The 15638-nt window shown below is 56.4% G+C and carries 13 protein-coding genes and 2 tRNA genes; all 15 read right to left on the bottom strand.

The window, feature by feature from the left end:
• A partial coding sequence (locus tag AWT75_RS19010; RefSeq protein ID WP_040724515.1) for a GTP-binding protein occupies positions 1 to 117 on the bottom strand: 117 nt, incomplete at its 3' end.
• Positions 118 to 189: 72 nt separating this feature from the next.
• Positions 190 to 2286 carry an elongation factor G gene (fusA, locus tag AWT75_RS19005; RefSeq protein ID WP_045848784.1) on the bottom strand — a complete coding sequence of 699 codons (2097 nt, stop codon included), beginning with the start codon at positions 2284 to 2286 and terminating at the stop codon, positions 190 to 192.
• Between the two features lie 27 nt (positions 2287 to 2313).
• Complete coding sequence (gene rpsG, locus AWT75_RS19000; protein WP_045848783.1) at positions 2314 to 2784, bottom strand: 30S ribosomal protein S7; 471 nt, start codon at positions 2782 to 2784, stop codon at positions 2314 to 2316.
• Positions 2785 to 2883: 99 nt separating this feature from the next.
• Positions 2884 to 3255, bottom strand: coding sequence for a 30S ribosomal protein S12 (rpsL, locus tag AWT75_RS18995; protein WP_045848782.1), 372 nt, complete (start codon positions 3253 to 3255; stop codon positions 2884 to 2886).
• 162 nt (positions 3256 to 3417) lie between these two features.
• Positions 3418 to 7611: a DNA-directed RNA polymerase subunit beta' gene (gene rpoC / locus AWT75_RS18990; protein WP_045848781.1), complete on the bottom strand. Its 4194-nt coding sequence runs from the start codon at positions 7609 to 7611 to the stop codon at positions 3418 to 3420.
• A gap of 56 nt (positions 7612 to 7667) precedes the next feature.
• A complete protein-coding gene (gene rpoB, locus AWT75_RS18985; protein WP_045848780.1) occupies positions 7668 to 11843 on the bottom strand; it encodes a DNA-directed RNA polymerase subunit beta in 4176 nt (1391 codons plus the stop codon).
• A gap of 154 nt (positions 11844 to 11997) precedes the next feature.
• Positions 11998 to 12369, bottom strand: coding sequence for a 50S ribosomal protein L7/L12 (rplL, locus tag AWT75_RS18980; RefSeq protein WP_045848779.1), 372 nt, complete (start codon positions 12367 to 12369; stop codon positions 11998 to 12000).
• A 36-nt stretch (positions 12370 to 12405) separates the two neighbouring features.
• Positions 12406 to 12900 (bottom strand): 50S ribosomal protein L10, encoded by a 495-nt coding sequence (gene rplJ, locus AWT75_RS18975; protein ID WP_045848778.1) that lies wholly within the window; start codon positions 12898 to 12900, stop codon positions 12406 to 12408.
• Positions 12901 to 12992: 92 nt separating this feature from the next.
• Positions 12993 to 13067: transfer RNA gene (locus AWT75_RS18970), tRNA-Thr, on the bottom strand.
• A 177-nt stretch (positions 13068 to 13244) separates the two neighbouring features.
• A complete protein-coding gene (gene rplA / locus AWT75_RS18965; RefSeq protein WP_045848777.1) occupies positions 13245 to 13940 on the bottom strand; it encodes a 50S ribosomal protein L1 in 696 nt (231 codons plus the stop codon).
• Positions 13941 to 14372, bottom strand: a complete 432-nt coding sequence (rplK, locus tag AWT75_RS18960; RefSeq protein WP_045848776.1) for a 50S ribosomal protein L11 — start codon at positions 14370 to 14372, stop codon at positions 13941 to 13943. It lies immediately after the preceding gene.
• Positions 14373 to 14470: 98 nt separating this feature from the next.
• A complete protein-coding gene (gene nusG, locus AWT75_RS18955) occupies positions 14471 to 15004 on the bottom strand; it encodes a transcription termination/antitermination protein NusG (protein ID WP_045848775.1) in 534 nt (177 codons plus the stop codon).
• A complete protein-coding gene (gene secE, locus AWT75_RS18950; RefSeq protein WP_082086642.1) occupies positions 15004 to 15360 on the bottom strand; it encodes a preprotein translocase subunit SecE in 357 nt (118 codons plus the stop codon). The genes nusG and secE overlap by 1 nt, the downstream gene beginning before the upstream one ends.
• A gap of 68 nt (positions 15361 to 15428) precedes the next feature.
• Positions 15429 to 15504: transfer RNA gene (locus AWT75_RS18945), tRNA-Trp, on the bottom strand.
• Positions 15505 to 15517: 13 nt separating this feature from the next.
• A partial coding sequence (locus AWT75_RS21045) for an EF-Tu C-terminal domain-related protein (RefSeq protein ID WP_476726751.1) occupies positions 15518 to 15638 on the bottom strand: 121 nt, incomplete at its 5' end.

The following is a 15638-nucleotide window of genomic DNA, read 5'->3' as shown; positions in this document are numbered from 1 at the left end:
CTTCTTGGACAGAATGGTGGTGATCGCTGCGGTCAGGGTGGTCTTACCATGGTCAACGTGACCGATGGTGCCGACGTTTACGTGCGGTTTGGTCCGCTCAAACTTTTCTTTTGCCATTTTGCAAAAATCCTTAATTAAAGAACATTAGATCAGAGTTGGCCAGCCGAAGCCGGCCAACTTCAGCGCGCATTACTTCTTGGCGGCCATTACGGCTTCAGCGATATGCTTCGGCGCTTCGGAGTAGTGCTTGAACTCCATGGAGTAGGTAGCACGACCCTGAGTAGCGGAACGCAGGTCGGTGGAGTAGCCGAACATCTCGGCCAGCGGTACTTCGGCCTTGATCTTCTTGCCACCCAGACCATCATCGTCCATACCTTGCACGATGCCGCGACGACGGTTCAGGTCACCCATCACGTCGCCCATGTACTCTTCCGGCGTTTCAACTTCAACAGCCATCATCGGTTCGAGGATGCACGGGCCGGCACGGCGCATGGCTTCCTTGAAGGCGATGGAACCGGCCAGTTCGAAGGCGATCTGCGAGGAGTCAACGTCATGGTAGGAACCGAAGGTCAGACGTACGGTTACGTCAACCACCGGGAAGCCAGCCAGAATGCCGTTGTTCAGCGAGTTGCGGATACCCTTGTCAACGGAAGGAATGAATTCACGCGGAATCACACCACCCTTGATCTCGTCGATGAACTTGTAGCCATTACCTTCGCCGGACGGCTCCAGGGTAATCGTACAATCACCGTACTGACCCTTACCGCCGGACTGCTTGGCGTGCTTACCTTGCACGTCGGTAACAGTCTTGGTAATGGTTTCGCGGTAAGCAACCTGCGGAGCACCCACGTTGGCTTCAACGCCGAACTCACGCTTCATGCGGTCAACCAGAATTTCCAGGTGCAGTTCACCCATACCGGAAATGATGGTCTGGCCGGATTCTTCGTCAGTGCGTACACGGAAGGACGGGTCTTCCTTGGCCAGGCGGTTCAAGGCAACGCCCATCTTTTCCTGGTCGGCCTTGGTCTTCGGCTCAACGGCAACGTGAATCACCGGATCCGGGAATTCCATGCGTTCCAGCACGATAGGCGCATCAACGGAACACAGGGTTTCACCAGTGGTCACTTCCTTCAAGCCGATAGCAGCAGCGATGTCACCAGCGCGTACTTCTTCGATTTCCTTACGGTCGTTGGCGTGCATCTGTACGATACGGCCGATACGTTCCTTCTTGCCCTTCACGGAGTTCATTACGGTATCACCGGATTGAACCACGCCAGAGTAAACGCGGAAGAAGGTCAGCTGACCTACGTACGGGTCGTTCATCAGCTTGAATGCCAGTGCGGAGAACGGCTCGTCATCCGAAGCGTGACGCTCGGCTTCAACACCGTCGACTTCACCCTTGATCGCCGGAACTTCAGTCGGCGACGGCAGCAGTTCGATCACGGCGTCCAGCATGCGCTGTACACCCTTGTTCTTGAACGCGGAACCACACAGCATCGGCTGGATTTCGCAACGCAGGGTACGTGCACGCAGACCAGCAACGATTTCTTCCTCGGTCAGCGTTTCGCCGCCCAGGTACTTGTCCATCATTTCGTCGCTGACTTCGGCAGCGGCTTCAACCATCTTCTCGCGCCATTCTTCAGCAACGGAAACCAGGTCAGCCGGGATTTCGCCGTATTCGAACTTCATGCCCTGGGAAGCTTCATCCCAGATGATGGCCTTCATCTTCAGCAGGTCAACCACGCCTTCGAAGCCATCTTCAGCACCGATCGGTACAACGATAGGTACCGGATTGCCACGCAGACGGGTTTTCACCTGTTCTACGGCACGGAAGAAGTTGGCACCCTGACGGTCCATCTTATTCACGAAGGCAATACGCGGAACCTTGTACTTGTTGGCCTGACGCCATACGGTTTCGGACTGCGGCTGAACACCACCCACAGCGCAGTAAACCATTACGGCACCATCCAGTACACGCATGGAACGCTCTACTTCAATGGTAAAGTCCACGTGGCCCGGGGTATCGATGATGTTGAAACGATGTTCCGGGAACTGCATGCCCATACCTTTCCAGAAGGTAGTGGTAGCAGCGGAGGTGATGGTGATACCACGCTCCTGTTCCTGTTCCATCCAGTCCATGGTGGCGGCGCCATCATGCACTTCACCGATCTTGTGGTTAACACCGGTGTAAAACAGAATACGCTCGGTAGTAGTGGTCTTACCGGCGTCAATGTGAGCGGAAATACCGATATTACGGTAGCGCTCGATGGGGGTCTTTCTAGCCACGATCTACACCTTATTGTGTGGTTGAGCTTAGAAGCGGAAGTGAGAGAAGGCCTTGTTGGCTTCTGCCATACGATGCACTTCGTCACGCTTCTTCATGGCGCCGCCACGACCTTCGGCAGCGTCGATCAGCTCACCGGCAAGGCGCAGGTCCATGGACTTTTCGCCACGCTTACGCGCAGCATCACGCAGCCAGCGCATGGCCAGGGCCATACGACGGGACGGACGAACTTCAACAGGAACTTGATAGTTTGCACCACCTACACGGCGGCTTTTTACTTCTACGATCGGCTTGGCATTGGACAGTGCTGCGTTGAACACTTCCAGTGCGCTCTTGCCGGTTTTCTTTTCAATCTGTTCCAGTGCGCCGTAGATGATGCGTTCTGCAACGGCTTTCTTGCCGTCGATCATCACTACGTTCATGAACTTGGACAGATCTTGGGAACCGAACTTCGGATCCGGCAGAATCTCGCGCTTGGGGACTTCTCTGCGTCTTGGCATGTTACTTCCTTCGTTATTCAGTTGAGCTTGGGCTCATGACCACCCATATCAAAGCAGTCACTTACTCGACGACCTCAGGCCGCCGCCAGTACATCCCAATTATTTAGGACGCTTAGCACCGTATTTGGAACGGGACTGTTTACGGTCCTTAACACCTGCGGTGTCCAGGGAGCCGCGTACGGTGTGGTAACGCACACCCGGCAAGTCTTTTACACGACCGCCACGGATCAGTACTACGGAGTGTTCCTGCAGGTTGTGGCCTTCACCACCGATGTAGGAAATCACTTCGAAGCCGTTGGTCAGACGAACCTTGCACACTTTACGCAGCGCGGAGTTCGGCTTTTTCGGGGTGGTGGTGTAAACACGGGTGCACACGCCACGCTTCTGCGGGCAGGCTTCCAGCGCAGGCACCTTGCTGTTCACGGTCAGGACCGCACGGCCCTTGCGAACGAGTTGGTTAATGGTTGGCATTACTATCAGTTCCTAGTTGATTCATTCTGCAGACAACACGCCTCCAGAAGGACGGAGGATTATATTTTAGTCAAATACTTACCGTCAATTGAAAAACGCCGCGCCCCAGCATCTGCTGCTGGTAGCGCGGCGTTTTTTCAACAAACAGCCGGTTTGTGATGCTTAGCTGTTGTTTTCCACTTCATCGACCTGTTGCTCATCCAGCAACTGGGACTGGGAGATATCCAGACCTTGTCCCTGGCGGCGACGGGTACGATGGTAGGCCAGACCGGTACCGGCCGGAATCAGGCGACCCACGATCACGTTTTCCTTCAGACCACGCAGATCGTCCTTCTTGCCCATGATGGCCGCTTCGGTCAGCACGCGGGTGGTTTCCTGGAAGGAAGCCGCCGAGATGAAGGAGTCGGTGGACAGGGAAGCCTTGGTAATACCCAGCAGGATGTTTTCGTACTGGGCAGGTTCCTTGCCTTCGGCCAGCATCTGGTCGTTCATTTCCAGAACGTCCGCACGTTCAACCTGTTCACCCTGGATGAACTCGGTATCACCGCTGTCGGAGATGATGACACGACGCAGCATCTGGCGAATGATCACTTCGATGTGCTTGTCGTTAATCTTCACGCCCTGCAGACGGTACACTTCCTGAACTTCCTGGACGATGTAACGTGCCAGCGCTTCGATACCTTGCAGACGCAGGATGTCGTGCGGGTCAACCGGACCGTCGACAATCAGTTCACCACGGTTGACGACCTGACCATCGTGCACCAGTACGTGCTTGTCTTTCGGGATCAGGTTTTCGTAACCGTTTCCTTCCAGATCGGTGATGATCAGACGCTGCTTGCCCTTGGTGTCCTTACCGAAGGAAACAGTACCGGTCACCTCGGCCAGCATACCGGCATCCTTCGGCGAACGGGCTTCGAACAGCTCGGCCACACGCGGCAGACCACCGGTAATGTCACGGGTCTTGGAGGATTCCTGCGGGATACGGGCCAGCACTTCACCCTTGCCCACTTCCTGACCGTCACGCACGGTAATGATGGCGCCTACCTGGAAGGTGATGGATACCGAAGCATCCGAACCTGCCAGCTTCACTTCCAGACCATTTTCGTCCAGCAGCTTCACCAGCGGACGCAGCATCTTGGACTGCGAACCGGCACGACGCTTCGGATCGATAACCACCAGGGTGGACAGACCGGTCACTTCGTCGGTTTGCTTGGCAACGGTGTTGCCCTCTTCCACGTTTTCGAACTTCACGCGGCCAGCGTACTCGGTGATGATCGGACGGGTGTGCGGGTCCCAGGTCGCCAGGACTGCACCAGCCTTGATCACCAGACCGTCGGTCACCATCAGGGTGGCGCCATACGGTACTTTGTGGCGTTCGCGCTCACGGCCCATGTCGTCATGGATCACCACTTCACCGGAACGGGTGATGACAATCAGCTCGCCCTTGGTGTTGGCAACATAACGCATCTGGCTGGAGAAGCGTACGGTACCGTTCGACTTACCTTCAACCTGGCTGGCTGCGGCATTTCGGGACGCGGCACCACCAATGTGGAAGGTACGCATGGTCAGCTGGGTACCCGGCTCACCAATCGACTGGGCGGCAATCACACCGACTGCTTCACCGGCGTTCACGCGCTTGCCCCGCGCCAGGTCACGACCGTAGCACTTGGCGCACAGACCATAACGGGTGTCGCAAGTAATGGCAGTGCGGACCTTGACTTCGTCGATACCCAGGCTGTCGATGACGTCAACCATGTGTTCGTCCAGCAGGGTGCCGGCTTCCAGAACGGTTTCGCCAGTCGACGGATCAACCACGTCAACAGCGGTAACACGACCCAGAATACGATCACGCAGTGCTTCGATCACGTCACCGCCCTGCAGGACGGCCTTCATGGTGAAGCCGTTGCTAGTGCCGCAATCATCTTCGATCACCACCAGATCCTGCGTCACGTCTACCAGACGACGAGTCAGGTAACCGGAGTTGGCAGTCTTCAAGGCCGTATCCGCCAGACCCTTACGGGCACCGTGAGTGGAGATGAAGTACTGCAGAACCGTCAGACCTTCACGGAAGTTGGCGGTAATCGGCGTTTCGATAATCGAGCCGTCCGGCTTGGCCATCAGACCCCGCATACCGGCCAGCTGCTTGATCTGTGCTGCGGAACCCCGCGCACCAGAGTCGGCCATCATGTAAATGGAGTTGAAGGATTCCTGATCGACTTCCTTGCCTTCGCGGTCCAGCACCTTCTGCTTGGACAGCTCGTCCATCATGGCCTTGGCGATCTTGTCGCCGGTACGGCCCCAGATGTCCACTACCTTGTTGTAGCGTTCGCCCTGGGTAACCAGACCTTGACGGTACTGTTCTTCGATTTCCTTGACTTCCTTCTGGGCTTCGCCCAGCAGCTCGACCTTCTTGCCCGGGATTTGCATGTCGTCCACGCAAATCGAGATACCGCCACGGGTGGAGTAGGCAAAACCGGTGTACATCAACTGGTCGGCGAAGATCACGGTATCGCGGATGCCGCAACGGCGGAACGATACGTTGATCAGCTTGGAGATTTCCTTCTTCTTCAGCGCCTTGTTGATGTGCTCGAACGGCAGGCCCTTCGGCAGGATATCGGACAGGATGGCACGACCAACGGTGGTCTCGTAACGCTTGATCACCGGCTGGAATTCGCCCTGCTCATCCTTTTCCCATTCTTTCAGACGAACGGTAATGCGGGTAGCCAGTTCAACCTGACGGGTTTCGTAAGCGCGATGCACTTCCTTGGTGTCGGCAAATACCATGCCTTCACCCTTGCCGTTTACCTTGTCGCGGGTCATGTAGTACAGACCCAGCACGATATCCTGGGACGGTACGATGATCGGGTCGCCGTTGGCCGGGGACAGCACGTTGTTGGTGGCCAGCATCAGGGTGCGGGCTTCCATCTGCGCTTCCAGCGACAGCGGCACGTGAACGGCCATCTGGTCGCCGTCAAAGTCGGCGTTGAATGCCGCGCAGACCAGCGGATGCAGCTGGATGGCCTTGCCTTCGATCAGTACCGGCTCGAACGCCTGGATACCCAGACGGTGCAGGGTCGGCGCACGGTTCAAGAGGACCGGATGTTCGCGGATCACGTCTTCCAGGATGTCCCATACTTCCGGCACTTCCTGCTCTACCAGCTTCTTGGCTGCCTTGATGGTGGAGGCCAGGCCCATGACTTCCAGCTTGTGGAAGATGAAGGGCTTGAACAGTTCCAGCGCCATTTTCTTCGGCAGACCGCACTGATGCAGACGCAGGGTCGGGCCTACGGTAATTACGGAACGGCCGGAGTAGTCGACACGCTTACCCAGCAAGTTCTGACGGAAGCGACCACCCTTACCCTTGATCATGTCGGCCAGCGACTTCAGCGGACGCTTGTTGGCGCCTGTCATGGCCTTGCCGCGACGACCGTTGTCCAGCAGCGAGTCAACCGATTCCTGCAACATGCGCTTTTCGTTGCGCACGATGATGTCCGGTGCGCGCAGTTCCAGCAGGCGCTTCAGACGGTTGTTACGGTTGATGACGCGGCGATACAGGTCGTTCAGGTCGGAAGTGGCGAAACGGCCACCATCCAGCGGTACCAGCGGACGCAGTTCAGGCGGCAGTACCGGCAGGACTTCCAGAATCATCCATTCCGGCTTCATGCCTGAGCGCTGGAATGCTTCCAGTACTTTCAGACGCTTGGCGATCTTCTTGATCTTGGTGTCGGAATTGGTGGCTTCCAGTTCGCGACGCAGGGTCTCGATCTCGGTATCCAGATTCAGACGCTTCAAGAGTTCGCGTACGGCTTCGGCACCCATCATGGCGACGAATTCTTCGCCGTACTGGTCTTCCTTGTCCAGGAAGTCTTCTTCGGTCAGCAGCTGACGGTATTGCAGCGGAGTCATGCCCGGATCGGTCACGACGAATGCTTCGAAGTACAGTACGCGTTCGATGTCGCGCAGGGTCATGTCGAGCACCATGCCCAGACGGGACGGCAGGCTCTTCAGGAACCAGATGTGCGCAGTCGGGCTGGCCAGTTCGATGTGGCCCATGCGTTCGCGACGCACCTTGGACAGGGTGACTTCAACGCCACACTTTTCGCAGATGACGCCACGGTGCTTCAGGCGCTTGTATTTACCGCACAGGCATTCGTAGTCTTTTACCGGCCCGAAGATACGGGCGCAGAACAGGCCGTCACGTTCCGGCTTGAAGGTACGATAGTTGATGGTTTCCGGCTTTTTGACTTCACCATAAGACCAGGAACGGATCTTGTCGGGCGAAGCGATGCCGATTTTAATCGCATCAAACTCTTCTTCTTGCGTTACTTGCTTAAAGAGGTCGAGCAGAGCTTTCATTGCGTCTCCAGTCAGGGGACAGGAGGCGCGGCATGATGCCGCGCCTTCTCACCCAATCAATAACGTTCCAGGTCGATATCCAGGCCGAGCGAGCGGATTTCCTTCACCAATACATTGAAGGATTCCGGCATGCCGGCGTCGATCTTGTGTTCGCCCTTGACGATGTTTTCGTAAACCTTGGTACGACCGGTGACATCGTCGGACTTCACCGTCAGCATTTCCTGCAGGGTGTAGGCGGCGCCATAAGCTTCCAGCGCCCACACTTCCATTTCACCGAAACGCTGGCCACCGAACTGTGCCTTACCACCCAGCGGCTGCTGGGTAACCAGGGAGTACGGACCGGTGGAACGGGCGTGCATCTTGTCATCAACCAGGTGATGCAGCTTCAGGTAGTGCATCACACCCACGGTAACCTTGCGGTCGAAGGCTTCGCCGGAGCGGCCATCGTACAGGGTCATCTGGGTTTTGGACTCGTTAAAGCCCATCTTCTCGGTCAGCTCGTCGCCGCTCGGGTAAGCCAGATCCAGCATGTGCTTGATCTCGGTTTCCTTGGCACCGTCGAATACCGGCGTGGCAAACGGCATGCCCTTGCGCAGGTTGTCTGCCAGATCCAAGATCTCGGCATCGGACAGGCTGGCGAGGTCTTCGGACTTGCCGGTTTCGTTATAGATGCGCTCCAGGTAGCCGCGCAGTTCGGCAACGTCCTGCTGTTGCTTGATCATGCGGTCGATGCGCTCGCCAATACCCTTGGCAGCCCAACCCAGATGCACTTCCAGAATCTGACCGATGTTCATACGCGACGGTACGCCCAGCGGGTTCAGCACGATGTCGACCGGACGACCGTCGCCCATGTAAGGCATGTCTTCGATCGGCAGAATGCGGGATACCACACCCTTGTTACCGTGACGACCGGCCATCTTGTCACCAGCCTGCAGACGACGCTTAACAGCCAGGTAAACCTTGACCATCTTCTGTACGCCCGGCGGCAGTTCGTCACCCTGGGTCAGCTTGCGCTTCTTGTCTTCGAACTTGAGGTCGAATTCTTCGCGCTTCTGTACCAGGCTTTCCTTGATCAGTTCCAGCTGCTTGGCGATGTCTTCATCAGCCATGCGGATGTCGAACCAGTCGTGCTTGACCGGCAGGCTTTCCAGGTACTCGGCATCAATGGCGGTACCCTTGGCCAGACGCTTCGGACCACCGTTGGCCAGCTTGCCAACGATCAGACGTTCGATACGGCTGAAGGCGTCGTTTTCGAAAATGCGCAGCTGGTCGTTCAGGTCGAGGCGGTAGCGCTTCAGTTCGGCATCAATAATGGACTGTGCACGCTTGTCGCGCTCGATCCCTTCGCGGGTGAACACCTGTACGTCGATCACGGTACCCACGGTGCCGGTCGGCACGCGCAGGGAGGTATCCTTCACGTCGGAGGCTTTTTCACCGAAGATGGCGCGCAGCAGTTTTTCTTCCGGCGTCAGCTGGGTTTCACCCTTCGGGGTTACCTTGCCCACCAGTACGTCACCGGCTTCCACTTCAGCACCGATGTAAACGATGCCGGATTCATCCAGACGACCTGCCATGCGCTCGGACAGGTTCGGAATATCACGGGTGATTTCTTCCGGTCCCAGCTTGGTGTCACGCGAAACAACCGACAGTTCTTCGATGTGGATCGAGGTGTAGCGGTCTTCAGCAACCAGCTTTTCCGAGATCAGGATCGAGTCTTCGTAGTTGTAGCCGTTCCACGGCATGAAGGCGATGGTCATGTTCTGACCCAGTGCCAGTTCGCCCAGGTCGGTAGAAGCACCGTCGGCTACCACGTCGCCGCTGGCGATCTTGTCACCCACCTTCACCACCGGACGCTGGTTGATGTTGGTGTTCTGGTTGGAACGGGTGAACTTGGTGAGGTTGTAGATATCCACACCCACTTCACCGGCGATGGCTTCTTCGTCGTTGACACGTACCACGACACGGCCGGCATCAACATAGTCCACCACGCCACCACGACGGGCAACTACGGTAGTACCGGAGTCAACAGCCACCGAACGCTCGATACCGGTACCGACGAACGGTTTTTCCGGACGCAGGCACGGTACGGCCTGACGCTGCATGTTGGCACCCATCAAGGCACGGTTGGCGTCATCGTGTTCCAGGAACGGAATCAGCGAAGCGGCAACGGATACCACCTGACCGGTGGCCACGTCCATGTACTGTACGCGGTCCGGGGTAGCCAGAATGGTTTCACCCTTTTCACGGCAGGTTACCAGTTCGTCAACCAGGGTACCGTCTTCGCCCAGCTCGGCGTTGGCCTGAGCAATGACGTAACGACCTTCCTCGATGGCGGACAGGTAGTCGATCTCGTTGGTTACCTTGCTGTCCACGACCTTGCGGTACGGGGTTTCCAGGAAACCGAACTCGTTGGTACGTGCAAATACGGACAGCGAGTTGATCAGACCGATGTTCGGACCTTCAGGCGTTTCGATCGGGCATACACGGCCGTAGTGGGTCGGGTGTACGTCACGTACTTCGAAGCCGGCACGTTCGCGGGTCAGACCGCCCGGGCCAAGAGCCGATACACGGCGCTTGTGGGTGATTTCCGACAGCGGGTTGGTCTGGTCCATGAACTGGGACAGCTGCGAGGAACCAAAGAATTCCTTGATGGCAGCGGACACCGGCTTGGCGTTGATCAGGTCGTGCGGCATCAGGTTGTCGGACTCGGCCTGATTCAGGCGTTCCTTCACTGCGCGCTCAACACGTACCAGACCGGCACGGAACTGGTTCTCGGCCAGTTCACCAACGGAACGGACACGACGGTTACCCAGATGGTCGATGTCGTCCACTTCGCCGCGGCCATTGCGCAGTTCGCACAGGATGGCGATGACGGAAACGATGTCTTCAGTCGACAAGGTGCCTTCCATCACGTCACGACGATGGGCGAATTTTTCGCCGATCAGCGACTTGAACCACTCCGGAGTCTTCTCATCGAACTTGTACTGATAGGTACGCGAGCTGAACTTCATGCGGCCTACGCGGGACAGATCGTAGGTTTCTTCGCTGAAGAACAGGCGCTGGAACAGGGCTTCCACCGCATCTTCGGTCGGCGGTTCGCCAGGACGCATCATGCGGTAGATGGCAACACGCGCTTGCAGGCGGTCCAGGCTGTCATCGGTACGCAGGGTTTGCGAAATGTACGCGCCTTGGTCCAGATCGTTGGTGAACAGCACTTCAACCTGTTCGATCTCGGCCAGTGCCAGCTTGGCCAGCAGCTCTTCAGTGATTTCTTCGTTGGCGCGCGCCAGTACTTCGCCAGTGTCAACATTGGTGACATTGTGCGACAGCACCTTGCCCAGCAGGACATCAGCCGGTACTTCGATGCGATCGAGCTGGGCGGTCTGGATGTCGCGGATGTGCTTGGCAGTGATGCGCTTGTCCTTGGCCACGATCAGCTTGCCATCGGCAGCGACGATGTCGAACTTGGCCACTTCGCCCTTCAGACGCTCCGGAACCACGCGCATGAACACGCCGGACTTGGTCAGGTAGAAGGTGTCGAAGCTGTAGAACTCGGACAGGATTTGTTCGTTGCTGTAACCCAGTGCCTTCAGCAGAATGGTCACCGGCATCTTGCGGCGACGGTCGATACGGAAGTACAGCAGGTCTTTCGGGTCAAACTCGAAGTCCAGCCAGGAACCGCGGTACGGAATCACGCGGGCGGAGAACAGCAGCTTGCCAGAGGAGTGGGTCTTGCCGCGGTCATGCTCGAAGAACACGCCCGGAGAGCGGTGCAGCTGGGAAACGATAACGCGTTCGGTACCGTTGATAATGAAAGAACCATTGGTGGTCATGAGCGGAATTTCGCCCATGTAAACTTCATTCTCGCGCACTTCTTTTACCACCGGCTTGGACGACTCTTTGTCCAGGATGGTCAGACGGATACGGGCGCGCAGCGGAGCAGCATAGGTAATGCCACGCAGCTGACATTCCTGCACGTCAAACGGCGGCTCACCAAGAATGTAGTGAGCAAAATCAAGGCGGGCATAGCCATTGTGGCTATGGATCGGGAAGATCGACTTGAACGCGGCCTGCAGACCAGCATCCTTGCGCTGATCTAGCGGTACACCCAGTTGCAGGAAATCGGCATAAGAATCAATCTGGGTCGCCAACAGGAATGGGACATCGAGAACACTGGCGCGTTTCGCAAAGCTCTTACGAATACGCTTCTTCTCAGTAAACGAATAACTCATAGAGTCTCCATCGAGGTGGTAGTGGCGCAAGAAACCAAAAGTCAGCAGCCACGCCGGTAAGTGCTGGCTTTTACTATCTTTGTTTCGGCCAATTACAAGCGCAATAAGGCTGGCGGATTTCTCCGCCAGCCTCACCTTCTTTTTTCAAAGAAGATTATTTGATTTCAGCCTTGGCACCGGCTTCGGTCAGTTGCTTCAGAACTTCTTCGGCTTCAGCCTTGGCTACGCCTTCTTTCACGGTCTTCGGAGCGCCGTCAACCATGTCCTTGGCTTCCTTCAGGCCCAGGCCGGTGATAGCACGAACAACCTTGATCACGTTAACCTTGTTGTCGCCAGCAGCGGTCAGAACAACGTCGAACTCGGTCTTTTCTTCAGCAGCAGCAGCGCCACCAGCAGCCGGGCCAGCAACGGCAACGGCAGCAGCGGAAACGCCGAACTTCTCTTCGAACGCCTTAACCAGGTCGTTCAGTTCCATAACGGTCAGGCCAGCAACGGCTTCGAGGATGTCTTCTTTGGTGATTGCCATGTAAAAATCTCCTGAATTCTATAAGAATCAAATAAGTTAAGCGGCTTCGGCTTGCTTCTCTGCCAATGCAGCCAGGGCGCGGGCGAAGCCAGCAACCGGAGCTTGCATAACGTAGAGGAGCTTGGACAGCAGTTCTTCGCGGCTCGGGATGGACGCCAGCTCAGCAACCTGAGCAGCATTCAGTACCGCGCCATTGTAGGAACCTGCCTTGACGATGATCTTGTCGTCAGCCTTGGCAAATTGATGCAGCACCTTGGCAGCAGCAACCGGATCGGCAGAGATACCGTAAACGAGCGGGCCAACCATTTGTTCGGCCAGCGCTTCGAATTGGGTACCAGCAACCGCACGGCGAACCAGCGTGTTCTTCAGAACGCGCAGGTAAACGCCTTGCTCACGCGCCTGAGCGCGCAGCTTGGTCATGCTGCTTACCTCGATGCCCCGATATTCGGCGATGACGAGGGTCTGCGCAGCGGCCAGCTCGGCAGCTACAGCAGCAACGACTGCCTTTTTATCTTCGATATTGAGACTCAAGGTCTATCTCCTAGACTGAAATGAAGCAGAATGATTTCTGCTCCGCTTTGCAGCGGCGACCTGTATCAGGAGACAACATAGAGAAGGGAAACTGGTGCTCATGGGCGGAATTGAACCGCCGACCTCTCCCTTACCAAGGGAGTGCTCTACCCCTGAGCTACATGAGCCCTGAACTCTTCAGAAGCCTACTTTCGGGTACACCATCTGCGCAGGATGCAGGCCACCGGGAAGCGACTTGCGATTAAGCCTTGCGGCTCCTACGGTCTTTGACAATCTGGCAGGCAAGCCTGCCAGCCCAAAGCCAGTGGCAAGGTGGCGAACCACCCTGCCGGACTCACATCAACTTAAGCGCTGACGGAGCTGGTATCTACACGAGCGCCAATACCCATGGTGCTGGATACGGCGATCTTTTTCAGATACACGCCCTTGGAAGCTGCCGGCTTGGCTTTCACCAGGGCATCTACCAGAGCAGTAAAGTTTTCACGCAGGGCTTCGGCTTCGAAGGAAGCACGGCCGATAGTGGCGTGAATGATACCGGCCTTGTCGGTACGGTATTGAACCTGACCGGCCTTGGCGTTTTTAACCGCTTCGGCAACGTTCGGGGTAACAGTACCAACCTTCGGGTTCGGCATCAGGCCACGCGGGCCGAGGATTTGACCCAGTTGACCAACAACGCGCATTGCATCCGGGGAGGCAATCACAACGTCGAAGTCCAGGTTGCCGGCTTTTACTTGCTCGGCCAGGTCGTCGAAACCGACAACTTCAGCACCGGCGGCCTTGGCGGCTTCGGCGTTGGCACCTTGAGCAAATACAGCAACGCGTACGGACTTACCGGTACCGCGCGGCAGAACTACGGAGCCACGTACAACCTGGTCGGATTTACGCGGGTCAACGCCCAGATTAACGGCCACATCGATGGACTCGTCAAACTTGGCGGTAGCAGCAGACTTAACCAGTGCAATTGCTTCTTCAACAGCGTACAGCTTGTTGCGATCAACAGTTGCCTTCAGGGTTTGCAGGCGCTTGGAAATCTTGGCCATTTACACACCCTCCACTTCAAGACCCATCGAACGGGCGGAGCCGGCGATAGTGCGAACAGCAGCGTCCAGATCAGCAGCGGTCAGGTCCGGCTGCTTGGTCTTGGCGATTTCTTCCAGCTGAGCACGGCTTACCTTGCCAACCTTGTCGGTATGCGGCTTGGAGGAACCGGACTTGATGCCAGCAGCCTTCTTCAGCAGAATGGTCGCCGGCGGCGTCTTCATGATGAAGGTGAAGGACTTGTCTGCATAAGCAGTGATCACAACCGGAATCGGCAGACCTGGCTCGATGCCTTGAGTCTGGGCGTTGAACGCCTTGCAGAATTCCATGATGTTCAGACCACGCTGACCCAGAGCCGGACCGATCGGAGGAGACGGGTTGGCTTTACCAGCGGGCACTTGCAGCTTTACATAGCCGACAATTTTCTTTGCCACGATTAAAACTCCTAAAATGGGTATAGCGCGAGCGTGCACTCGCTTCCCGGACGAAAGCGCAACAGTATATACGCTTACAAACTAGCTGCCAAGTAAAATTACAGCTTTTCTACCTGGCTGAAATCCAGCTCAACCGGCGTGTCGCGACCAAAGATCTGTACAGACACGCGCAGCTTGTTACGTTCGTAGTTGACTTCATCGACAGAGCCATTGAAGTCATTGAACGGACCATCGATGACGCGGACCTTTTCACCCACCTCGAACAGCACCTTCGGCTTCGGCTTTTCCACGCCCTCTTGCATTTGCTGCATGATGGCATCGACTTCCTTCTTGGAAATCGGTGCCGGGCGGTTGGCGGTACCACCAACAAAACCGGTTACCTTCGGTGTGCTCTTTACCAGGTGCCAGGTATCATCAGTCATGTCCATTTCGACCAGAACATAACCGGGGAAAAACTTGCGCTCGGTAATGGAGCGGCGGCCATTCTTCACATCCACCACTTCTTCTACCGGAACGAGGATCTGGCCGAACAGGTCTGCCACCTCGGAACGTTCGATGCGCTCACGCAGCGCCTTCTGCACACTCTTCTCAAAACCGGAATAAGCATGCACAACGTACCAGCGCTTTGCCATTATCTACCTCGACCAAGAATTACATCGTAGAACAACCAGGACAGACCCGAATCCACCATCCACATGAACAGGGCCAGCACCAGAACGAAGACGAAAACCATGCCGGTCATTTGCATGGCTTCCTTGCGGGTTGGCCATACGACCTTGCGCGCCTCAACCAGCGAGTCATTGGCGTAGGCAACGAACTCCTTGCCCGGAGTCGACAGCCAGACAGCACCAGCTGCCAGCACAACACCAACAATGAATGCCAGAGCACGCAATACACCCTGATCTTCGGGAATCATGTAGAAGCCAACAACACCGGCCACCACCAGCAGACCGGCCAGAGCCAGTTTGAGTTTATCTTGCATTTCCATGTGCGGAATGTTCTCTGCGCGTATGCGACAAAAGACCAACCGGCGCACAAGCGCCGGCTGGTCTTAATTGGCAGGCCAGGAGGGTCTCGAACCCCCAACCCTCGGTTTTGGAGACCGATACTCTACCAATTGAGCTACTGGCCTATAAACCTATTAATCAAGCAATGATCTTTGCTACCACGCCGGCGCCAACAGTACGGCCACCTTCACGGATCGCGAAACGCAGACCTTCTTCCATAGCGATCGGGGCGATCAGTTCTACGGTGATTTCCACGTTG

The sequence above is a fragment of the Aquitalea pelogenes genome, from assembly GCF_001515305.1.
Taxonomy (GTDB): domain Bacteria; phylum Pseudomonadota; class Gammaproteobacteria; order Burkholderiales; family Chromobacteriaceae; genus Aquitalea; species Aquitalea pelogenes.
Note: the sequence above shows the minus strand (reverse complement) of the source record. Positions and strands in the feature narration are given on the sequence as shown.